This window comes from Streptomyces sp. NPDC054841 (assembly GCF_053611045.1).
This window is the reverse complement of sequence record NZ_JBSGZO010000105.1, coordinates 1-21872: the sequence shown is the minus strand read 5'-3', so window position 1 is coordinate 21872 and position 21872 is coordinate 1. Positions and strand designations below refer to the sequence as shown.

Annotated in this window: 16 protein-coding genes and 1 pseudogene; 4 read left to right on the top strand and 13 right to left on the bottom strand. The window is 70.3% G+C overall.

Going from position 1 to position 21872, the window contains the following annotated elements; all coding sequences use genetic code 11:
• Together ACWGI8_RS16750 and ACWGI8_RS16745 are read left to right on the top strand one after the other, a co-directional pair.
• Positions 1-447: hypothetical protein (locus ACWGI8_RS16750; protein WP_453661572.1), on the top strand; the 447-nt coding region annotated here is incomplete at its 5' end.
• A gap of 135 nt (positions 448-582) precedes the next feature.
• Positions 583-2946 (top strand): glycoside hydrolase family 95 protein, encoded by a 2364-nt coding sequence (locus ACWGI8_RS16745; RefSeq protein ID WP_453661577.1) that lies wholly within the window; start codon positions 583-585, stop codon positions 2944-2946.
• Here ACWGI8_RS16745 and ACWGI8_RS16740 read toward each other — a convergent pair.
• The 3 genes and pseudogenes from ACWGI8_RS16740 to ACWGI8_RS16730 form a co-directional block, all read right to left on the bottom strand.
• A pseudogene (locus ACWGI8_RS16740) lies at positions 2943-5188 on the bottom strand (terpene synthase family protein). The gene ACWGI8_RS16745 and the pseudogene ACWGI8_RS16740 overlap by 4 nt on opposite strands.
• 103 nt (positions 5189-5291) lie before the next feature.
• The gene (locus ACWGI8_RS16735; RefSeq protein WP_453661571.1) at positions 5292-7226 is read right to left on the bottom strand and encodes an N-acetylmuramoyl-L-alanine amidase; all 1935 of its coding nucleotides are present in this window, start codon (positions 7224-7226) and stop codon (positions 5292-5294) included.
• Positions 7227-7696: 470 nt separating this feature from the next.
• Positions 7697-8815, bottom strand: a complete 1119-nt coding sequence (locus ACWGI8_RS16730; RefSeq protein WP_453661569.1) for an aminoglycoside phosphotransferase family protein — start codon at positions 8813-8815, stop codon at positions 7697-7699.
• A gap of 233 nt (positions 8816-9048) precedes the next feature.
• On the opposite strand from ACWGI8_RS16730, the gene ACWGI8_RS16725 reads away from it, so the two are divergent.
• A complete protein-coding gene (locus ACWGI8_RS16725; RefSeq protein ID WP_453661568.1) occupies positions 9049-10557 on the top strand; it encodes a DNA-binding protein NsdB in 1509 nt (502 codons plus the stop codon).
• 162 nt (positions 10558-10719) lie between these two features.
• Here the strand turns inward: ACWGI8_RS16725 and ACWGI8_RS16720 are convergent, their stop codons facing one another.
• The 10 genes from ACWGI8_RS16720 to ACWGI8_RS16675 all read right to left on the bottom strand — a co-directional run bounded on the left by ACWGI8_RS16720 (position 10720) and on the right by ACWGI8_RS16675 (position 21317).
• Entirely contained in the window at positions 10720-12168 is a 1449-nt protein-coding gene (locus tag ACWGI8_RS16720) for a PP2C family protein-serine/threonine phosphatase (RefSeq protein WP_453661566.1), read from the bottom strand.
• Between the two features lie 157 nt (positions 12169-12325).
• A complete protein-coding gene (locus tag ACWGI8_RS16715) occupies positions 12326-12802 on the bottom strand; it encodes a nitroreductase family deazaflavin-dependent oxidoreductase (RefSeq protein ID WP_453661565.1) in 477 nt (158 codons plus the stop codon).
• Positions 12799-14190, bottom strand: coding sequence for a cytochrome P450 (locus ACWGI8_RS16710; protein ID WP_453661564.1), 1392 nt, complete (start codon positions 14188-14190; stop codon positions 12799-12801). The genes ACWGI8_RS16715 and ACWGI8_RS16710 overlap by 4 nt, the downstream gene beginning before the upstream one ends.
• Before the next feature lie 255 nt (positions 14191-14445).
• A complete protein-coding gene (locus tag ACWGI8_RS16705; RefSeq protein ID WP_453661562.1) occupies positions 14446-15417 on the bottom strand; it encodes a PfkB family carbohydrate kinase in 972 nt (323 codons plus the stop codon).
• A complete protein-coding gene (locus ACWGI8_RS16700; protein ID WP_453661560.1) occupies positions 15414-16406 on the bottom strand; it encodes a zinc-dependent alcohol dehydrogenase family protein in 993 nt (330 codons plus the stop codon). Before ACWGI8_RS16700 ends, ACWGI8_RS16705 begins: the two co-directional genes overlap by 4 nt.
• Entirely contained in the window at positions 16403-17254 is an 852-nt protein-coding gene (locus tag ACWGI8_RS16695) for a carbohydrate ABC transporter permease (protein ID WP_453661559.1), read from the bottom strand. Before ACWGI8_RS16695 ends, ACWGI8_RS16700 begins: the two co-directional genes overlap by 4 nt.
• Positions 17251-18189, bottom strand: a complete 939-nt coding sequence (locus ACWGI8_RS16690) for a carbohydrate ABC transporter permease (protein WP_453661575.1) — start codon at positions 18187-18189, stop codon at positions 17251-17253. Before ACWGI8_RS16690 ends, ACWGI8_RS16695 begins: the two co-directional genes overlap by 4 nt.
• 26 nt (positions 18190-18215) lie before the next feature.
• Entirely contained in the window at positions 18216-19577 is a 1362-nt protein-coding gene (locus tag ACWGI8_RS16685) for an ABC transporter substrate-binding protein (protein ID WP_453661557.1), read from the bottom strand.
• A 78-nt stretch (positions 19578-19655) separates the two neighbouring features.
• Positions 19656-20417 (bottom strand): DeoR/GlpR family DNA-binding transcription regulator, encoded by a 762-nt coding sequence (locus ACWGI8_RS16680; RefSeq protein WP_453661556.1) that lies wholly within the window; start codon positions 20415-20417, stop codon positions 19656-19658.
• 456 nt (positions 20418-20873) lie between these two features.
• Positions 20874-21317 (bottom strand): deaminase domain-containing protein, encoded by a 444-nt coding sequence (locus tag ACWGI8_RS16675; protein WP_453661573.1) that lies wholly within the window; start codon positions 21315-21317, stop codon positions 20874-20876.
• A 179-nt stretch (positions 21318-21496) separates the two neighbouring features.
• Between ACWGI8_RS16675 and ACWGI8_RS16670 the strand changes: the two genes are divergently transcribed.
• Positions 21497-21694, top strand: coding sequence for a hypothetical protein (locus ACWGI8_RS16670; protein WP_453661554.1), 198 nt, complete (start codon positions 21497-21499; stop codon positions 21692-21694).
• Positions 21695-21872: the final 178 nt, after the last annotated feature.

Genomic DNA, 21872 nt, shown 5'->3' with positions numbered 1-21872 from the left:
GTCCTGGCCATGGACCCGGGGGACTGGCCCGGCAATCTGGGCGCGGGCCTGCTGCCCGCGCCGGACGGCAGCTGCCAGGGTGTCTTCCTGCGCTACGACCTGTTCGGCGGCCGCGGCCCCGCGATGATCATCGGCAATCTGCCGGAGGGCTCGCCCGCCCGGGAGCTCGCCGAGGGCCAGGTGCCCTTCGAGGTCGCCCAGCTCCTCGCGGCGCTGGAGAACGACGACGAGGTGACGGTCGTCGGTACCGAGGACGTCCCCGTCATGCAGGGCGACAACCTGCTGATCGTCCGCAGGATCAAGCTCTCCGAAGGCCGTATCTCCTGCGTCCAGTTCGACCGCAGCGACAATGTTCTCGTCACCATCGCCAGCTGGGACCGGCCGATCACCGACGATCTGTACGCGCTGCTGAAGCCGCTGCCCGCGGAGCTCTTCCAGCAGGGCTGAACCCTCCCTCGGGCGAGAAGTCCAAGTACGGGCGAACTCCGTCCAAGCGACGGTCTTGTCATGAGCCTTGTCACGCCATTCATCGGACTTTTAGCGTGACTGGACATGACTCAGAGGATCAGTCGCAGGACCACGATGAAGTCGGCGCTCGCCGCATCGGGCGCTCTGTCGCTGGGAGTTGAGGGGTCGACGGCCGAGGCCGCCACCGCTGACCGGCACTCGACCAGGCACATCGACTCCTCCGATGAATGGACACTCTGGTACGGAGCTCCCGCCACCGACTGGCAACGCGAGACCCTGCCCGTCGGCGGTGGCGCGCTCGGCGCCACCGTCTACGGAACCCTCGCCGCCGAGCGTATCCAGTTCAACGAGAAGACCCTGTGGACCGGCGGCCCGGGCTCCGCACAGGGCTACGACCACGGCAACTGGACCACCCCCAGACCCGGCGCCCTGGCCTCCGTGCAGCAGCGCCTCGACGAGCAGGGCGCCCTCGACCCCGACACCGTCGCCGCCGGACTCGGACAGCCCCGCCGCGGCTACGGCGCCTACCAGACCTTTGGCGAACTGCGGCTGGACATGCCGGGCGCCCCGGACGCGCACGACGCCACGTACCGGCGCGCTCTCGACATCCGCTCCGCGCTCGCCACCGTCAGCTACACCCACCAAGGCGTCGGACATCACCGGGAGTTGCTCGCCTCCCACCCGGACCGCGTCCTCGCCGGACGAATCAGCGCGGACCGACCCGGGCAGGTCTCCTTCACCCTCCGGTACACCTCGCCGCGCGCCGACCACACCACCACCGCCGACGGGGACCGGATCACCGTACGCGGCGCACTCAAGGACAACGGCCTGCGCTTCGAGGCCCAGATCCGTGTCCGCACACAGGGCGGGACGCTCACCGCCGACCGGACCGCCGGCACGCTCACCGTCACCGGCGCCGACAGCGCCCACTTCGTCCTCGCCGCGGGCACCGACTACGCCGACACCCACCCGCACTACCGCGGCGACGACCCGCACACCACCGTCACCCGCACGGTCGACGCCGCCGCGGCCCGGCCCTACGACGCGCTGCGCGCCCGGCACATTCGCGACCACCGCGACCTCTTCGACCGGGTGACCCTCGACATCGGCCAGGCCGTGCCGGACGCACTGCCCACCGACCAGCTCCTCAGCCGCTACACCGGCGGGACGGAACCGGCCGACCGGGCCCTCGAGGCCCTCTTCTTCCAGTACGGCCGCTACCTGCTCATCGCCTCCTCCCGGGCCGGCTCGCTCCCCGCCAACCTGCAGGGCGTCTGGAACGACTCGACCACCCCGCCCTGGTCCGCGGACTACCACACCAACATCAATCTGCAGATGAACTACTGGCTCGCCGAAGCCACCAACCTCGCCGAGACCACCGCCCCCTACGACCGCTTCGTCGAAGCGCTGCGGGCCCCCGGCCGCACCACCGCCCGCGAGATGTTCGACGCGCCCGGGTGGGTCGTACACAACGAGACCAACCCGTACGGCTTCACCGGAGTGCACGACTGGTCCACCGCCTTCTGGTTCCCGGAGGCCGCGGCCTGGCTCACCCAACAGCTCTACGAGCACTACCGTTTCGGCGGCTCCACCACTTATCTGCGCACCACCGCCTATCCCGCCATGAAGGAGGCCGCCGAATTCTGGCTGGCCGTGCTGCGCACCGACCCGCGGGACGGACTGCTCGTCGTCACCCCGAGCTACTCGCCCGAGCACGGCGACTTCACGGCCGGCGCCGCCATGTCCCAGCAGGTCGTCCACGATCTGCTCACGAACACCCTGGAGGCGGCCCGCACCCTCGGCGACTCGCCCGCGTTCCGCGCGCGACTGGAAGCGGCACTCGCGAAACTCGACCCCGGCCTGCGCATCGGCTCCTGGGGCCAGTTGCAGGAGTGGAAGACCGACCGGGACGACCCGGCCGACACCCACCGCCATGTCTCGCATCTGTTCGCCCTGCACCCCGGCCGCCGGATCAGGCCGGGCACGGAGTGGGCCGAGGCCGCGAAGGTCTCCCTGACCGCACGCGGCGACGGCGGCACCGGCTGGTCGAAGGCCTGGAAGATCAACTTCTGGGCACGGCTGCGCGACGGCAACCACGCCCACAAGATGCTCTCCGAACAGCTGAAGGGCTCCACCCTGCCCAACCTCTGGGACACCCACCCGCCGTTCCAGATCGACGGGAACTTCGGCGCGACCTCCGGCATCGCGGAAATGCTGCTCCAGAGCCAGCACGAGGCGATCGAGATCCTGCCCGCACTGCCCGCGGCGTGGCCCGACGGCGAGGTCCGCGGACTGCGCGCCCGCGGCGCCGTCACCGTCGACATCGCCTGGTCGGGCGGAAGAGCCCGCCGTGTCGTCCTCACGGCGGCCCGCACCGGACGGATCACCGTCCGCTGCACGCTGCTGCCCGGCGGCGAGCGGACCCTCAAAGTGCGAGCCGGGCAGCGATACGTCCTGGATGACGCAAGCGGGGCCTAAAGCCGTACGACACCCACGCCCGAACCGACACCCACGCCCGAACCGGCACCGGCGGCCGACCGGAACAGATCGACGATCCGTACCGCCGACATCCCCAGTGCCGTGGGCCCGTCGGTCCGCAACGGGGAACCCGCCCCGCGGCGCACGTCCCCGGCCCCGTAGCGCCGCGCGCCCCGGTGCCAGTTCAGGATTCCCGCGATCCAGTCCTCCAGCTCCCGCACATAGGCGTCGAGGGCGGCCCTGCCCTTGGCGTCCAGGTCGAACTCCTCGCACAGCACGGAGAGTTCATGCTCTTTCACATACAGGAACTGACGCATTCTCGAGCGCATCAGATCATCCGTGATCGCGACCGCACTCGGATGGTCGCAGCCGAAGAACGACTGCACGACCAGCACGCAGTTGTGCATCTCGCCCTCGACCTCGATCTCCTTCTGGTACGAGAAGAGGTCGTTGATCAGCATGGCGTAGTCCGACGCGGAGTTCTCCAGACTCCGCACCGTCCCGCTGCGGTAGATCCCGGGCGGAAGCTCACGCTCGTCCCGCAGCCGGCAGAGCATCATCGTGAGCTCGGAGCCGAAGGTGTGGCGCCGCATCTCGATGTAGTCGACGGGGTCGGGCACCCGGTGCTGCGCCTGGTTCTGGAGCTCCCACAGCCGGCTGTCGAGCATGACGTCCAGCGCCCGTCGCAGCGCGGCCCGCGCCTCGGGCCCCATCGGTGCGGCGGTCCGCGTCCACAGATCGGCGAGGGCCCGCTCCATCGGGCTCACCGCGACGGCCGCGGCGGCGGCCGGGTCGTCGACCGGCATGCACTCCTTGAGCCGGTCGGTGCAGGCCTTCGCCTCGAAGAGCCTGCGCGGACGCCCGAACACCAGCGGGTAGTAGTCGTCTGCGTACGTCCCCCACGTCATCCACTCCGCACTCAGCTCCAGCTCCTCCGGCGTGGCGTCCGGATCCACCCCCGCCGAGCAGAGCGCGAAGTCGAAACCGGCGAGCATCGGCTCGTCCCAGATGTCGTTCAGCAGACCCATCCGGCCCGCCCACGCGATGGACTTCTCCCGCGCGTCGTCCAGATGCGGGCTGAGCGAAAGCGGGAACGGGCAGTCGAACTCGGGCAGCAGCGACGGGCCGACCCGCTGGTGCGGCACATGGGTCAGGCTGCGCAGCCGAGCGTCGGCCGGGCGACCGAGCAGCGTCCCGATGCCGAGAGCCGAGGTGCCGAGCACCCCGCTGAACAGCGACGGCCCGGTCACCACGCCCTTGTTCATATAGCGGCTCGAGCGCAGGTGCCATTCATGGCTGCCGGACTGCCAGTCCTGGAGGCCCTTCGTGTACGCGGCGATCGCCGCGCACTCCGCCGGATCGAGCCCCTTCTCCACACAGAGCGCAGGGACCTCGGTCAGCGCCGTGTTCTCGAACTGCTGCAGCCGCGAGGTCAGCAGATCGTTGACGGATTCGGCCGCCTCCTGCGTCGTACAGCCCAGGAAGGTCTCCAGCACCAGCACACCATTGCTCAGCTCACCCTCGTCCTCGACCTCACGCTGGTACGAGAAGAGGTCGTTGCGCAGATGGACGGCGTCGGCGAACGTCTCGGTGAGCACCGGCAGCGGCCGGGCACCCGCCACCTGCGCGGGCAGCTCCGCGCCTGCCGCGTACTCGATGAGTCCCGCCGACCACGGCGCGCCGCCGACCTTGCGGCGCATCTCGATGTACTCGACGGGATTGGCGATCCGTCCCTCGTTGATGTTGTCGAGCTCCCAGATGGACTCGTTCAGCAGATGCTCGGTCGCCGACGCGAATCGGGCCCGCCAGGCGGGCGACATGCTCGGCACGGTCCGCGCCCACAGATCGGCCAGACCCGCCTCGACCTGGTTCGTCGGCTCCGGAGTGCCCTGCGCCGGATCCAGCGGCATGAACGCCGGCAGTCGGCCCAGATACGCCTTGCCGCCCCGCATGTCCCCGCTGCGCTTGAACACTTCGAGGAAGTGGTCGTCGAAGAAGAACACCCACACGTACCAGTCCGTCACCAGTGACAGCGCCTCGGCCGAACAGTCCGGGTGCGTGTACGCGCACAGCAGGGCGTAGTCGTGCGCTTCGAGATCCTTCAACTCCCAGATCCCCGAACCCTCCAGCATGCCCATACGACGCGCCCACTCCCTGGTGTGCTGCCGCGCCGCATCGACATGAGGTTGAGACGTGCCGGATACGGTACGTAGAAATCCGGCAGTTCGAAGGGCTGTGCCATGCGTGCCCGGCCTTTCGGTGAGCGTCCGCGCGCGAGCCGCGCGGACCGGTCGCGTACGGGCCAGCCCTACCCGTCGCCCTTCCGGCCCACGCGGCGGCGGTGCTCACCAGTCCGGATGAACCGCCACTCCCAAGGGCATCACCACGCGTACGTCCGACGCCTTGACGAACGCGATCCGGTGCCCGAACTGGATCTCGTAGTACATCTCCTTGCCCCGCACCACCCTGTGCCCTGTCGTGTCGAACGCCGTCGCGAAGTAGTACTCGCCCGGAGTCCGGTCGCCGACCACGTACTTCTGGCCCGCGAGCAGCTTGTACGGCAGCGGCGTCACGGCCTGCACGGGCACACCCGCCGGGTACGCGGACGCCTCCGGGTAGGCCCGTCCGTACACCGGTACCTCCGCCAGACCCTCCCGGGGCGTGAGGACCGCGGCCCGCGCGGCCACCGCGGTCGGCTGCGTACGCGGGTTCAGGAACCATGCCTTCTGGCCGAGATACCAGATCGCCGTCCAGTCGCCACTCCGCTCCGCGACCGCGTACCGCTGGCCCGTCGAAGCCCTGGCGCCCGTGTCGTTGACGCCGTTCGTGGAGTCCCCGCCGCCCGGGCGCTGACCGACGTCCTTGACCAGCGGGGCGGACTCGTCCGGAGCGGTGTGCAGCCGTACCGCGCCCGAACCGTGCGGGGCACAGGAATCTCCCGGCTTCAAGCAGCTCGTGTAGAACGGCTGGTGCTGCGCATAGTCCGGACGGATCGTCACCGCGGCGGAGTACGGGCCCCCGGACGGCACGAACGGGCGTCCGAGCAGTGCGAAGTAGTGCGCCCAGTCCCAGTACGGACCCGGGTCCGTGTGCATCCCGGGGATCGTCGAGGGCACCGTGCCCGGCACATTGTCATGGCCGATGATGTGCTGCCGGTCCAGCGGGATGTCGTACCGCTTCGCGAGATACCGCACGAGGCGCGCGGAGGCGCGGTACATCGCCTCGGTGTACCAGGCGTCGGGGCTGATGAGGAAGCCCTCGTGCTCCAGGCCGATCGACTTGGCGTTGATGTACCAGTTCCCGGCGTGCCAGCCGACGTCCTTCAGCCGCAGATGCTGTGCGATGTGGCCGTCGGACGAGCGCAGCGAGTACTGCCAGGACACGTACTCCGGGTCCTGGACGAGCTGGAGGGTGGTGTCCCAGGTGGCTTCGGTGTCATGGATGACGATGTATCGGATCGACTGGGACACGGGTCGGTCGGCCTTGTCGTGATTGCCGTAGTCGCCGTCGCCGAACTCCTTGTACGGCGCCGGGATCCACTCGCACGCCACCGTCCGCGGGCACTCCGTCCGCTCCGCGTCGACGGTGCGCAGGCCGAGCCGCGCGGTGGTCGCCGTGTCCGGCCACAGGCCGGCGTCGGCAGGCAGCGCGATCAGCTGACCGCTGTCGGTGGTACGCCGCTGACCGGAGCGGATGATGTCGTACACATCGTCGGCGTACGTCGTCGCGGTCGCCGTGTCGTCGGCTCCGGAGAACCGTGCCACCGCCCCGTACCAGTCCGCCGGATCGGCGCTGAGCTCCTGGCCGAGCTGCTTCTGCGCGGCGGCGAGCAGGGCCGCGCCGCCCCGGATGTTCGCGGCGGGGCTGGTGCGCAGCTGCTCACCCGAGATGCCGGTGAGTTCCGCAGCCCGCTCCAGCGTCCGCAGCCGGTCCGGCAGGCCGGACAGGATCTGCGCCGCCCTGTCACGGACGGTCATCGGTGCCCGCGAGCCGTCCCCGCGCGAGTCCTCCGCGCCGTGCGAATGGTGCGGCGCCTCGGCCAGCGCCGTCCTCGCGTCGGTCAGATGCATCGGGCCGTACCCGCCGGTGACACTCGCCGCGCCGCCGTGCCCGTCCCAGCGGGACTGGAGGTAGGAGACACCGAGCAGAACACTCTGCGGCACCCGGTACTCGGCGGCCGCGGCGGCGAACTCCCGCTGCAGCGCGTCGGACGCCGGGCGTTCCGCGGTGGCGGACGGAGCGGCCGAGACCAGCGGCAGCAGCAGGGCCGCGGACGCCACGGCGCCACCGGCCCTGAGTACGCGTCCGCGGATGCTTCTCGGTCGTGGACGAGCGGATTCCGGCACGGCAGCCTCCAGGGGCGGGTGATGTGCGGGGGGACACGCGGGGCTGAACTCGCCTACAGGGGTAGCGGCTGTCCGATGGTCCCGTCAATGGATCAGCGCTGGTGGCGCGGTGGCCTGCAACGCTTCACCGGAATGGACCAATGTCCGTATGAGCGGCAGGAGTTGAATCCCGTGGTCCCGGGGCGTCGGCCCGCAGGACAGGCCCTGAGCCGGCTGCCGGTCGGCCGGGGCAGGGGAGGGAGCGGGGGAGAGCGACGCGCCGAGGCCGTACGGGCCGCCTGGGGTGAGGTGAGGGCGAGCGGTGCTCGCGGGTGCCGGTGGGCCCTGGAGGCACAACCAACAGAGCGCTGCGCGTCCAGTGTGTCGGCACTGGGCGCGCAGCGCTCTTCCCCCGTATCGGACGGTCAGCGAGTGCCGACCGCAGCGCGCACGGCCCGCCGTGCCAGCGCGCAGTCGTCGTGCAGCCGCCGCAACAGCAGCCGCTGCTCCTCCCCGGACGAGATGCCGCCGTGCTGCGGCTGTACGGTCCCGGCCGGAGCCGCCTCCCGCATCGTCCGCTGCACCGCCGTCTCGTACGTCCGGATCTCCCGGGTCAGCACCATCATCAGGTTCACCAGGAACGCGTCCCGCGCCGCGGGGCCCGACTGCTGGGCCAGCTGGCTGATCTGCCGCCGCGCCACCGGGGCGTCGCCCAGGACCGCCCAGAGCGTCGCGAGGTCGTACCCCGGCAGGTACCAGCCCGCGTGCTCCCAGTCGACCAGCACCGGACCCGTCGGAGCCAGCAGGATGTTCGAGAGCAGCGCGTCGCCGTGACAGAACTGGCCCACGCCCTGCCGACCGCCGGCATGTGCCAGACCGTGCAGCAGCTTCTGCAGATCGCCCAGATCACGGTCGGTGAACAGCCCGAGCTCGTGATAGCGGGCGATCCGCGACGCGTAGTCCAGCGGCGCGTCGAACATCCCGGCCGGCGGCCGCCATGTGTTCAGCCGTGTGATCGCTCCGAGCGCCGCCCGGACGTCCGCGCGCGGCGGAGCCTCCGACGGATGCCGGGCGAGGGCGGCCGGACGGCCGGGCATCCGCTCGATCACCAGCGTGCAGTTGTCCGGATCCGCGGCGATGAGTCGCGGCACCCGCACCGGCGGGCGGTGCCGGACGAACGCACGATATGCCCCTATTTCGTGCCGAAGGTGCTCGGCCCACACCGGCGACTGGTCCAGTAAGCACTTGGCAACCGCGGTCGTACGCCCTGTGGTGCCGACGAGCAGGACCGACCGGCCGCTTCTGCGCAGCACCTGGACCGGATTGAACTCCGGGCAGATGCGGTGCACCGACGCGATCGCCATACGCAGCTGCGCACCCTGAGGGCCGGACAAGTCGATTCTCCCGCTGAGCGGTTGGCTGACCGTCCCCGGCCACCGCCGGGTACGGCCGACGGTGGCGGGATCGAGAAACGGCCCGCTGCCGGCCTGCACGGAACGCTGCGGTCGGGGCGGGGCGGACACGGAGGACGATGCTGTGTACATGGGCGAGACAGATCCCTTCGTGTGCCGACAAGTCGCGTGCGCGCCCCTGCCCCGGAAGCCTTCGGCACCCTGGGGAATGCGGTGGGGCCGCCGGGGCGGGGTGGCGCGTTCCTAACTGACACCCGGTCACGGGTGGCACACCATCTGGCGCACCCTGGCGAACCCTGGCGAATAGTCGCCACGCATCTGACAGGCGGTTACTGTCAACTCAGCCGAGAACCTGGGGGCTTGACGTGACCGGAGAACCCAACACCCGCCTTGCAGACCTGTTCGGCCTCGCCGGCTGGTCCAAAGGCGAGCTCGCGCGGCTCGTGAACCGGCAGGCGGCGGCCATGGGCCACCCCCAGCTGGCGACCGACACCTCGCGCGTGCGGCGTTGGATCGACATGGGGGAGACCCCGCGCGATCCGGTGCCCAGAGTGCTGGCAGCTCTGTTCACCGAGCGACTCGGCCGTGTCGTGACCATCGAGGACCTCGGGTTCGTACGGCACGGGCGCACGGGGAAACGGCGAGACGTCAGCAGCATGAAGAACCCTGACGGCCTGCCATGGGCGCCCGAACGTACGGCGGCGGTCCTCACCGAATTCACGGGAATGGACCTCATGCTCAACCGACGCGGCCTGGTGGGCGCGGGCGCCGCGCTCGCCGCAGGCTCCGCACTCAGCAGCGCCATGCACGACTGGCTGCACACCGACCCCGCACTCGCCAACACCACCTCCCCTTCGTGGGCTTCCCGCATCGACGATCCCCTGCACGCCGACCCCGCTGGGTTCGACCGCTATGAGGCCGCCCCCATCGGGTCGCAGGAGATCGAGGCACTGGAGCGCTCCGTCGAAGTGTTCCGCGCCTGGGACGCGGCCCGCGGCGGCGGACTCCAGCGCAAGGCCGTCGTGGGCCAGCTCAACGAAGTGGGCGGCATGCTCGCCTACCGCCACCCCGACCATCTCCAGCGGCGCCTGTGGGGCGTCGCCGCCAACCTCGCCGTCCTCGCCGGCTGGATGTCCCACGACGTCGGCCTCGAACCCACCGCACAGAAGTACTTCGTCATCGCCGCCCACGCGGCCCGCGAGGGCGGCGACCGCCCCCGCGCCGGCGAAGCACTCTCCAGGGCGGCCCGCCAGATGGTGCACCTCGGCCGTCCGGACGACGCCCTCGACCTGATGAAGCTCGCCAAGTCCGGCTCCGGCGAGGAGACCCTGCCGCGAACGCACGCGATGCTGCGCACCATCGAAGCCTGGGCACAGGCCTCGATGGGCAAGGGCCAGGCCATGCGCCGTACCCTCGGTGAGGCCGAGGAACTGTTCGTCTCCGACAAGGGAGATGTGCCGCCGCCCAGCTGGATGCAGATGTTCGACGAGGCGGACATGCACGGAATGCAGGCCCTCGCCTACCGCACCCTCGCCGAGCACGAGCCCGCCGCCGCGAGCACCGCACAGCGCCACGCCAAGCAGGCGCTGGAGCTGCGGGAGGGCGGCCGACAGCGATCCAAGATCTTCGACTACATCTCCCTGGCCTCGGCCTGCTTCATCGCCGACGACCCGGAACAGGCGGACCGATACGCTCGGTTGGCGCTGGTGTCGATGGGGGAGACCTCGTCACACCGCACCTGGGACCGGCTGCGCGAGATGTACCGGCTCACTGGACAGTACGCGGGGTACGCGAGGATCCAGGACCTCCGGGAGGAGATCCAACTCGCCCTGCCCCAAAGCCCGTCGAAGCGCCAGAGAAGCGCGGAGATCTGACCCGCAGATCTGACTCCCCAGTTCCGAACGTAGATCTCCTGGGGGCCGGGGCGCCCGACCACGCAGACAACTCGCGTCCGGACCCCTGACGACTTCTGTCCGCTTGAGGACCGCTTTCGACCCGCCTTCGGTTCGTCGTTCCCGGTCCGCGATCCCTACTCGCTACCCGCTGATGCAGGCGACCATCACGCAGGCGTCGTCCTGACGCTCGCTCTCGCCGAACTCCTCGACGATCAACCGCACGCACTCCTGTGCGTTGCGGCAGACGGCGAAGCGGGGGGCGAGAGCGAGCAGACGGTCCACGTCGGACCTGTCGCGGGCGTCGGCGCCCCTCGTCAGCCCGTCCGTGTGCAACACCAGCACATCCCCCGGGTACAACTCCACTTCGGCCTGCTCGTACGCCGCTCCGGTCGTAGCCCCGAGGAGCACCCCGTCCGGCTGAGTCAGCGCACGCCCCGTCCCGCCGCGGAACAGCAGCGGGGCCGGGTGTCCCGCCTGTGCCCAGGACAGCAGCCGGGTCCTTGTGTCGTAGTGGCAGCACACCGCGCTGCCGAGTGCCGGCTGCGCCGCGGAGTCCAGCAGCTGATTGAGGTGACCCATCAGCGGGCCGGGGTGGATGCCGGCCACGGCCATGCCACGCAGGGCGCCCAAGAGCATCGTCATCGTCGAAGTGGCGGTCACGCCATGGCCGGTGAGGTCACCGACGCTCAACAGAGTTCGATCGCCCGGCAGTTCGAGCGCATCGAACCAGTTGCCGCCGATCAGTGCGCTGGTTGCGGGCGGCAGATAGTGGCCCGCCAGGTCCAGCGCCTTGGGTCCGTCCTCGGGGAGGGTGAGCGAACCACGCCAGGGCGGCAGGACCGCCTCCTGCATTTCCATCGCGATCCGGCGCTCGGTCCGGTCGATGTGCTGCCGACGGGCGAGCGTGTCCCGTGACTCACGCACGGCACGCTGTGTCCGGCGCAGCTCGCTGACATCCCGTAAGACCGCCCACATCGACGCGGTGCAGCCGTCGGCGTCGAGCACCGGCTCACCCATCATGTGGAGCGTACGGACGCGGCCGTCGGCCCGGACGATACGGAACTCGTCGTCGATCGGCTTCCCGTCGATGAGGCAGTCCGTCACCAACGCCGTGAGCAGGCCCTGGTCCTCGGCGAACACCATGGAAGGCAGCTCGTCCAGTGACATGGGGCCGCTCTCGGTGGGCCTCCCGAAGATCTGGTACAGCTCCTCCGACCAACTGACCTCGTCCGTCAGCAGATTCCACTCGGCACTGCCGACCCGGCTGAGCAGCGAACCGGTGCGCGGAGCCACGCCCTCGTAAGGCCCGGGCCCCTCCTCCTCGTCCAGAGCGTCGAGCAGCTCCGGCAGATTGGGCAGGCCCTCCTTGAGCTGCCCCAAGTGTGAGCCGAGGTCGTCGAGATGATGCACCGCCAGATCACACAGCGCGCGCTGCCAGCGGCCCTGCGGATCGTCCTCGTCCACCGCCGCGTCGCGCCGGACCGCGTCCACATCGCCGCGCAGGCGGCGGGTCTGTGAAATCAGCTCGTCCACCGTGCCGCGCCGAGGCGGTTGCGGGGCGGGACGGTCCGCGAACAGATGGGACGGCATGTCGTACTCCGATACAGGCGCGGCACGGCCAGGTCTGAGAAAAGGACCGGTTACGACTGTTGCACAGGCGGCGAGGACACGTAAGGCATTTGGCAACACTCGATACGGTGGTGCTTCTGACATATGCCAAAGGCCCTCCTGGCAGGCCGGCTCGGCATCATGAATGGTCATCGACCCGCGTCAGCCGTACCACCGGGATGTCGCGCTCCGTGCGCTGTTGATACCCGGCGTACGGACCGAACACGTCAACCAGGTGCGGCCAGACCCGGGCCTTCTCGTCCGGCTTCAGGGTCTCGGCACGCGCCGGGAACCGCTGTGTGCCGACGCGGAGCCACACGTCCGGCTCGTCCCGCAGATTCAGGTACCACAGCGGGTGCCGGTCCGCGCCTCCGTTGGAGGCCACGATCAGATAGTCGTCGCCGTCGCGGCCGTAGATGAGGACGGTGCGGCGCCAGGTGCCGGAGCGCCGCCCGCGGTAGTCGAGCAGGAGGCAGGGAGCACCCTGTATGGTCGTCCCCTTCGTGCCGCCCGACTCCTCGTACAGCGCGACTTGTCGGGCCACCCAGTCGGTGGGGCTGATGTCCACCGCGTCCGGATCGTGCCCCGCAGCGTGTCCCGCTTCGCGTTCGGTCATGGGGCCACGGTAACTCCAGGGGCCCCGGCGGGCCGCAGCACGGCGCGCACCGGAGCGCCGGGCTGCAGCGTCAGTCCCGTCCTCGGCGGCACCTCGCCCGGGCCCGTGTCGACGTGGAAGCGCTGCGCCAGGGTCGCCAGCACCAGCACTGCCTCGACCATGGCGAACCGCGCCCCCAGACAGGCCCGGGCGCCACCGCCGAACGGGAACCAGGCATGGTCGGGCACGCCCGGCTCGGCCCCGGCGTCCCACCGCTCCGGCCGGAACGCCTCGGGCTCGGGGAACCAGCGTGCGTCCCGGTGCGCGCTCCACTGGCTCGACCACACCACCGTCCCTTCGGGCACCGGCAGCCCGCCCAGCGTCGACCCCTCCTTCGCTATCCCCGTCATCAGCCACACCGGAGGGAACAGCCGCAGGGTCTCCTTCACCACCTGCTCGGTGAACGGGAGCTGCCGCAGATCGTCGAAGTCCGGCGTACGGCCCGCGAGGACCCGGTCCAGCTCCTCGCCGAGCCGCGCACGGGCCCGGGGATTCCGGGACAGCAGATACCAGGCCCAGGTCAGCGTAGTGCCCGTCGTCTCGTGCCCGCCGATGTACAGCGTGACCGCCTCGTCGCGGACCTCCTTGTCGGACAGCGGCAGCCCCTCCTCGTCCCGCGCCGCCAGCAGCCGGCTCAGCAGATCGTCCCGCTCCGTACCGCTGCGCCGTCGCTCCCCGGTCACCCGGGCCACCTCGGCGTCGATCACCGCGACGGCGCTGCGCAGCCTGCGGCGGCCGGGCGTCGCCACCCACGGCGGCAGAAACAGCGTGATGCCCCGGAACTCGTCGCCGATCGCTCGCTGGGCCACATCCATGGCCGAGCCGATCACGTCCTCCCGTCCGGCCGTGTCGGCGCCGAACAGCGTTCGCACGGCGATCCGCTGAGTGAGCGCCAGCATCTCCCGCCGCACGTCGATGTGCTGCCCGGGCTGCCACGCGTCCAGCAGATCGGCAGCGCACTTGGCCATCGTCCCTGCGTAGGACCGAACCTGGCGGGGCCGCACCGCGGGCTGGACCAGCGCACGCTTGCGCCGCCAGGCCGGTCCTTCGGACGTCACCACACCGTCCCCGAGCATCAGCTTGAACGCCCAGCCCAGCTCGGGGTGGCGGAAGACGGTCTCGACGCCGGTCAGCAGCTCCCCGATGTGCTCGGGACGCGACACGAACAGAGCGCGCTGCGGCCCGAGCCGCCACTCCACGAAGTCCCCGCGGTCCCGCAGCCGTTCGAAGAAGCTGAGCGGGTCGCGTGCGAACGCGGGCAGATTGCCGAGCCCCGGCAGCCGCCGCGGTCCGGCTACGACGGTGTCCCGCCCGGAAGCAGTCGCATCTGCAGTCGCATCTGCGGTCATCCCGATGCCTCCCCGAAGAGTGAACCGCCGGGCCGCCCAGCGGCGTCATCGCACACGCACGACATGTGCACGACCAGACTCTAAGGCTGCGGCGCGCCCGGGTGCCGTCCCAGGGACGCCTTTGCGAACGCCTTCACGAACATCTCCGCAAACGCCTTCGCCCGTCGCTGAACGCCACGGTCCGCAGAGCCGTACTGATCCGTGGCGGCCGTGGCGTGATCGCCCGGCCACCCCGCCGCCGGCAGGGCCAGGACCTCAGCCGTTGCCGGCGGGAGCGGGGGCGGAAGAAGGGGCGGCGGGCGCGTGCACGGGGGGCACGCACCCGCCGCTCCGCGCGCACACCGCCGCGGCGACCCCGGCGGCATACGCCAGCATGGCGCCGGCCGGCTCCGCGCCGATACCGGCCGGCACCCCGCGTCGCAGGAGCCCCGCAGCGGCCAGCCAGGCGAGGACCCCGGCCATGAACGCGTCCCCGGCGCCGATCGTGTTGACCACGGCGACCGGCACGGCAGGCACCGACACCGGCGCCGCGGAGGGAGTGAAGGCCGTACCGCCCCGGGCGCCGCGGGTCATGACGACGAGCCGGCCCTCCCCGGCCAGTCTGCTCGCCGACACCTCCGGATCCGTCCCCGGCCAGAGCAACGCCAGGTCCTCGTCGCTCGCCTTCACCACCTGCGCCAGTGTGCACAGCTCCCGCAGCAGCTCCCGGCCGCCGTCCGCTTCTCCGCGTTCTCCGCGCACATTGGGATCCACGACCAGCAGCCCGTGCTCCGCGGCCTCGCGCGCCGCCACCGCGACCGTCCCTGCCGCGGGTTCGACGACGGCGGCCAGACCGCCCGCGTAGACGGCGCCGAAGCCGGACACCTCCCGCGCTGTCACCTCCGGCAGCCGGAACGTGGCCGTGTCCCGCAGATGGAAGTGGTAGCCGTTCCCCTGTGGCCCCGGATCGGCGACCGCCAGCGCCGTCGGCAACGACGAGCGGGCGCACAGCTCCGTGCCGACGCCCGCGGAGCGCAGCCATTCCTCGACGGTGCGCCCGAACGCGTCCCCGCCGAAACCGCCCGCGAACGAGGCCGGCGTGCCCAGCCGGGCCAGACCCACGGCGACGTTCGCCGGCGCGCCGCCCGGCTGCGCGCGCCTCAACTCCGGGTCCTGAGCCACCGGTACGAGATCGATCAGGGCCTCGCCCAGCACGAGGACCGCATCGGATCCGGGCCCGCCGCTCACGGCTCCACCACGATCTTGCGGCCCTGCCCCGCCCGGAACTGGTCGATCGCCTGCGGATACTGCTCCAGCGGCAGCCGGTCGCTGATGAACACCCCAGGGTCGAGCACCCCGGTGGCGAACAGCGCCGCGGCCCGCTCGTAACTGTGCAGCACCGCCATCGAACCGGTGATGGTGATCTCCTGGTTGTAGATGCGGTACGGCTCGATCACCGCCGTCGTCGCGTAGTCGCTGACACCGAACTGCAGGAACGTCCCGCCCTTGGCGACCCGACCGAGCCCGTCCTGGATGGCCGCGGCGTTGCCGGTCGCGTCGATGACCACATCCCAGCCGCCCGGAGCGCGGTCCAGCTCCTGCGCCGTGGCCGCGGTCGCCGAGCAGCCGAGGAGCTGCGCCGTCGCGAGCCGCTCCGGATTGATGTCCAGAACGTCGACGTAGGCCGCTCCGGTGCGCTTGGCGAGCTCCAGCATCATCAGACCCATCGTCCCGGAGCCGTAGATCAGCACACTCGCGCCGAGCGTGCCGCTGAGCACGTCGTAGCCGCGCACCGCACAGGACAGCGGCTCGATCAGCGCCGCGTCCCGGACGTCGATGTGGTCCGGCAGCCGTACACAGTTCGCCACCGGCGCCACCGCGAACTCGGCCGCACCGCCCGGCACCGTGACCCCGATCGCCGCCCAGCGGTCGCACAGGTTGCCACGCCCGGCACGGCAGTAGCGGCACTCATGGCAGTGCAGGGAAGGATCGACGGCGACCCGGTCGCCCGCCGCGAGCTCGGTGACCTCAGAACCGACGGCGACGACCTCTCCCGCGAACTCGTGGCCCGGCACGATCGGGAGCGTCGGCGCGAACTCGCCCTGCAGGATGTGCAGATCGGTCCCGCACAGCCCGCACGACGCCACCTTGACGACGACGTCGCGGGGGCCGGGCGACGGGTCGGGGACGGTCGTGACGGACACCTTGCCGGGGGCTTCGACGATCGCGGCCCTCATTTGACAGCTCCAAGGGAAAGGCCCTGGACGAGCTTGTCCTGGGCGGCGTAACCGGCGGCCAGCACCGGCAAGGACACAACGACGGACGCGGCGCACAGCTGGGCCAGGAACAGCCCCTGGCTGGTGACGAATCCGGTGAGGAAGACGGGCGCGGTCTGGGCGACGACCCCCGTCAGCACCCGGGCGAACAGCAACTCGTTCCAGCTGAAGATGAAGCAGATCAGGGCCGTTGCGGCGATCCCGGGCCCGGCGACCGGCGCGACCACCCGCACCAGCACCGTCGGCAGCCGCGCCCCGTCCACCTGCGCCGCCTCGATGATCGACACCGGTACGTCGGCGAGGAACGACTGCATCATCCACACCGCGATCGGCAGATTCATCGAGGTGTACAGCAGGATCAGCAGCCAGATGTTGTCCAGCAGTCCCGCGTTCTTCGCGAACAGATAGACCGGCAGCAGACCGGCGACCACCGGCAGCATCTTCGTGGACAGGAAGAAGAACATCACATCCGTCCACTTGGGCACCCGCCGGATCGACAGCGCGTACGCCGCGGGCAGCGCCAGGACCAGGACCAGCACCGTGGAGAACACCGCCGCCGTCGCGGAGTTGATCAGCGGTGGCCACGGCCCGGCCCCGCCACCGTCGAAGAACGCCCGGTAGCCGTCGAGGGTGAGCGGAGCGGCGACGGACGGCGGGTTCGTCGCCGCGTCCTGCTCCGAATGGAAGGAGGTGAGCAGCATCCACGCGGCCGGCAGACAGAATCCGAGGCCGACGACCCAGGCCAGCAGCCCCAGTGCGGCGGACCGCCGCCGCGCACGCCGGACGATCGAAGAAGCAGCGGTCGTCATGCGCGGTTCGCCTCCTCACGGAACAGGGACGAGACCACACGCAGCGCGAACGTCGCGAGCACCATCGTGCCGATCACGACGACCACGCCCGCCGCGGACGCGAGCCCGTACTCATGAGCCTGGTAGAAGGTCTGGTAGATGGTGTACGGGAGGTTGGCGGTGCCGAGCCCCCCGGAGGTGATCGTGAACACCGCATCGAAGTTCTGCACGATGTAGATCGAGCCGAGCAGCACGCCGAGTTCGAGATAGCGCCGCAGATGGGGCAGCGTCAGATAGCGGAAGATCTGCCAGCTGCTCGCGCCGTCCAGCCGGGCGGCCTCGATCATCTCGCCGGGCCGGCTCTGCAGCCCGGCGAGCAGGATGAGCATCATGAACGGCGTCCACTGCCACACCAGCGCCGCCTCGACCGCGACGAGCGGCATGCCCGAGATCCAGTCCGGCTGCGCGGGGTCCGTCACGCCGAAGAGCCCCGCGATCCAGGTCCAAGCCCCGTTCAGCAGCCCGTACTCCGGGTTGTACAGCACGTGCTTCCACAGCAGGGCGGCGGAGACCGGCACCAGCAGGAACGGCGTGATCAGCAGCGTACGGACGAATCCCCGGCCGGCGAACGTACGGTCCAGCAGCAGCGCCAGGGCCAGACCGAGCAGCACACTCACCAGCACGACGGTCGCGGTGAGCAGCACCGTCGTCACTACGGAGTCCCGCAGCGCGGGATCGGTGACCACGGACGCGTAGTTGGACAGCGCGGTGAAGCGCCGGGCATCCGGATCGAGCGAGTTCCAGTCGAACAGCGAGATCACGAGCGTCGCCACGAAGGGCAGCTGCGTGACGGCGATGAGGAAGACGAGCGCGGGCAGCAGCGGCGCGCGGGTGGCCCAGGCGCGCGGGCCACGTCGCGGGCGTACAGGGACCACCGAGCGTGTGGACGACGACAGGGGAGCCGCTGTCCCGACGGACGTACTCACCGGTACTCCTCGGCGACCTTCTCGGCCAGCTTCTGCGAGGCCGCCAGCGCCTCCGCGACCGACTTGCGGCCCGCGATCGCCGCGCTGATCTCCTGCGACACCTTGGTCCCGAGATCGGTGAACTCCGGAATGCCGACGAACTGGATGCCTGCCGCCGGGCGCGGCTGCACTCCCGGGTTCACGGGATCGGCCGCGCCGATCGCCTCCCGGGTGACCTCGGCGAACGCCCGAGCCTGCTCGCGGTACTCCGGATTGGCGTAGGTCGAGCTGCGCTTCCCGGCCGGCACATCGGCCCACCCCACCTGATCGCCGACCAGCTGCTCGTACTCCTTGCCCGACGCCCAGGAGATGAACTTCCAGGCGTTGTCGGTCTTCTTGGACGCCTTCTGCATGCCCCAGGCCCAGGTGTACAGCCAGCCGGAGCTCTCGGTCCTGTCCACCGGCGCCGGTACGTACCCGATCTTCCCCTTGACGGGGGAGTCCTTGGCCTCCAGCGACCCGGCACCGGCCGTGGCGTCGTACCACATCGCCGTCTTGCCCTGCGTCATGTTGTTGAGGCACTCGGCGTATCCGGCCTGCGCGGCACCCGCCTCGCCGTGCTCGCGCACGAGCTTGACGTAGAACTCGGTGGCCTTCGTGAACTCGGGAGAGGTCAGCTGGGCCTTCCAGTCCTTGGTGAACCAGGTGCCGCCCATGGTGTTGACGACCGTCGTCAGCGGCGCCATGACCTCGCCCCAGCCCGGCAGCCCGCGCAGGCAGATGCCCTTCATCCCGCTCTCGGCCCCGTCGGCCTTCGCCGCGAGATCCGCGACCTGCTGCCAGGTCGGCTTCGCGGGCATCTTCAGCCCCTTCGCGGCGAACACGTCCTTGCGGTACATGAGGAACGACGACTCGCCGTAGAACGGCTCCGCGTAGAGCTTGCCGTCCGCGGCCGTGAGCGATTCGGCCAGCGGCTTGAGGATGTCGCCCTGGTCGAAGGCCTTGTCCTTCGCGGCGTACGAGTCCAGGGGATGCAGCCAGCCGTTCTTCGCGTAGAACGGCACCTCGTAGTTGCTTATGGTGGCGATGTCGTACTGCCCGGCCTGGTTGGAGAAGTCCTGGCTGATCTTGTCGCGGACGTCGTTCTCCGGGAGCACCGTGAAGTTCACCTTGATGCCGGTGCTCTTGGTGAAGTGGTCCGCGGTGAGCTTCTGCAGCTGAACCATCGGCGGATTGTTCACCATCAGGACGTTGAGAGTGTCGTCGTCGGCGGTGTCGCTGCTTCCGCCTGCCCCCGCGCACCCCGCGAGGAGCGCGGCGGCGGCCGTCACCGCGCCGAGCCGGATGCGTACGGCGGATGGTCGTTGCCTCAGAGCCATGATTCTCTCCTTGTTTTCGGGCATGCCGGATCTGCTCACGTCGGGCACTTCCGGCGGGGACTTCCTTGAACGGGCGGGTCAGACGCGGATGACCTGTGGACCGAGGAGCGAGTAGCGCCGCGCCTCCGCCGAGGGCAGCCCGTTGTCGGTGACGATCGCCTCGAAGTCGCCCACATCGGCGAACCTGCTGAAGCTGACCGCCCCGAACTTCGTGTGGACCCCGGCGAACACATGCCGCCGGGCGCTGCGCATGGCCTGCGCCTTCACCTCACCGACGGCCGGGTCGGGCGTCGTCAGCCCGTACTCCCGGGAGATGCCGTTCGCGCCCACGAAGGCCAGATCGATGACGAAGCCCGCGAGCATCCGCACGGCCCAGTGATCGACGGTCGCCAGCGTGCCGCCGCGTACCCGTCCGCCGAGCAGCAGGACCGACACATGCTCCGCGCCCGCCAGACCCGACGCCACCGCCAGCGACGCGGTCACCACCGTCAGCGGCCGGTCACGGGGCAGCGCTTCGGCGATCAGCTGCGGCGTGAAGCCCTCGTCGACGAAGACCGTCTCGGCATCGCCCAGCAGCTCGGCAGCGGCCACCGCGATCCGCGACTTCTGCGGCACGTGCCGCGTCGTGCGGAACGCCAGCGTGGTTTCGAACCCGGCGCTCTCCACCGGGTACGCACCGCCGTGCGTACGCCGCACCAGTCCGTGCTCCTCGAGCGCGTGCAGATCACGCCGGATGGTCTCCTTGGCGACCCGGAACCTTCCGGCCAGGCCGTTGACCTCGACCGACCCGTCCTTGCGGGCCGCCTCGAGAATGCCCCGGCGACGCTCCTCGGTGTCCACGGCACACTTCCTTGCTGTTCACTGATGCTGCGGCTCTGCGCCCGTTCGGGCCCATGCGTCGTTTCTACAAGCAGCACACGCATCGGACCAGGCTCTTCGCGGCATCGGCTACGCCCGTTCGTGCCCGTTTCGCATCGAGTGTTCGCCCAGGTCACACGGCCCCTCATGGAGTACGGGTGGTCAGGCGCTGCCCGATGTCCGCCGCGTCATCGCCCGAACGGCGCCCGCTGCCCCACCCATCGCCACTGCGTCCATCGACATCGGGCCCCTCGCACGCGCCAGTCCACGCGCCGGGCCGCGCCCGCCGACTGCTCGGACCGGTCGCGCAGATCAGCCACGGCATCGACTGGACCGCCTATCCCTGCTCGGCGCTCAGGGCCACCGTCCCGGACACCACATTGAGGCGCACGTACTCGTGGAAGGCCTTGCGTTCCCGGTTGGCGGACTTGCCGCCGATCATCTTTCGCAGTTCCTTCGCGATACCGTCCAGCACCTGGGCCACCTCGTCGTGCTCGGCGACGAGTAGGTGAAGGGAGTGTGCGGCGTTCCCGCGACGGCCCACTGGTCCCCCTCGGCCAGCGGTCCCTGCTCCTGGCCGGACGACGCCTTGAACCGGATCTTGTACTCGGCCACCATCCACGTCCGGTACGCGCCGGGGAAGATCTTGCGCCAGGGCGCGTTCCGGCCCCCCGGCTGGGTGGCGTCGTCATAGCCGTACATACCGTACAAGCCCTCGCCGGCCTTGAGGGTCTGCGCGGTGGCCCCGCCCTGACGGGTGCTGTTGCGGTAACGCACCTCCGGGGTGACCGCGGGGAAGTCGGCGCGGAAGTTCCTGATCACGTGCCGGCAGGAGTGGCAGGGCCCCATGGTCGAGAAGAGCTCGATCCGCCCGCGTCGGATGGTGCGGATCTTGGTGTGGTAGCCCGCGTTCGAGGTGCAGTTGAGATGCTGATACAGGCGATTGGCGAAGGTGTTGAGGGCGTGTTTCTCGGCGTCCTGCTCGTGCTGGAACCCGGTCAGGGCCCCTGGTGGTCCTTCGGTTCGGCCACGCCCCCGTAGTAGCTGTCGATTCTGCCGGAGTGGGACTTCGTGTCTTTCCGGCCGCTGTCGCCATCACCGACCACTTCGTGGTCGCCCTGGCCATCGGGAAGGCGCCGGACCACCCCGATGTCATCCGCTACTGGGACCCGGAAGACGCGCAGATTCACACGGACAAAGTGAATGCCTTCCTTGCGAGATTCAAGCCCGCGTTCAGCATCGTGAAAGCGCCCGGCTGAGTCGATGGCCCGGCTCTCCGGTGCAGCCACTCGGCGCCCGGCCGGCGCCGGCGTCAACGACTTCGCCACGGGAGCCGGTGCAGCGAAGACCGACCAGGCCTGGCGCAGCCGCCTCGGCGGCGTGCTCGCCCAGTGACGGAGCCCGGGCCTGTCCGGGCGGTCCTGTCGAGTCCACGGA

Bases quoted from the DNA above. Each gene is read 5' to 3' on its own strand.
- ACWGI8_RS16695 (WP_453661559.1), bottom strand. From the start codon at position 17,254: ATGACGACCGCTGCTTCTTCGATCGTCCGGCGTGCGCGGCGGCGGTCC.
- ACWGI8_RS16685 (WP_453661557.1), bottom strand. From the start codon at position 19,577: ATGGCTCTGAGGCAACGACCATCCGCCGTACGCATCCGGCTCGGCGCG.
- ACWGI8_RS16710 (WP_453661564.1), bottom strand. From the start codon at position 14,190: ATGACCGCAGATGCGACTGCAGATGCGACTGCTTCCGGGCGGGACACC.
- ACWGI8_RS16720 (WP_453661566.1), bottom strand. From the start codon at position 12,168: ATGCCGTCCCATCTGTTCGCGGACCGTCCCGCCCCGCAACCGCCTCGG.
- ACWGI8_RS16700 (WP_453661560.1), bottom strand. From the start codon at position 16,406: ATGAGGGCCGCGATCGTCGAAGCCCCCGGCAAGGTGTCCGTCACGACC.
- ACWGI8_RS16715 (WP_453661565.1), bottom strand. From the start codon at position 12,802: ATGACCGAACGCGAAGCGGGACACGCTGCGGGGCACGATCCGGACGCG.
- ACWGI8_RS16730 (WP_453661569.1), bottom strand. From the start codon at position 8,815: ATGTACACAGCATCGTCCTCCGTGTCCGCCCCGCCCCGACCGCAGCGT.
- ACWGI8_RS16745 (WP_453661577.1), top strand. From the start codon at position 583: ATGAAGTCGGCGCTCGCCGCATCGGGCGCTCTGTCGCTGGGAGTTGAG.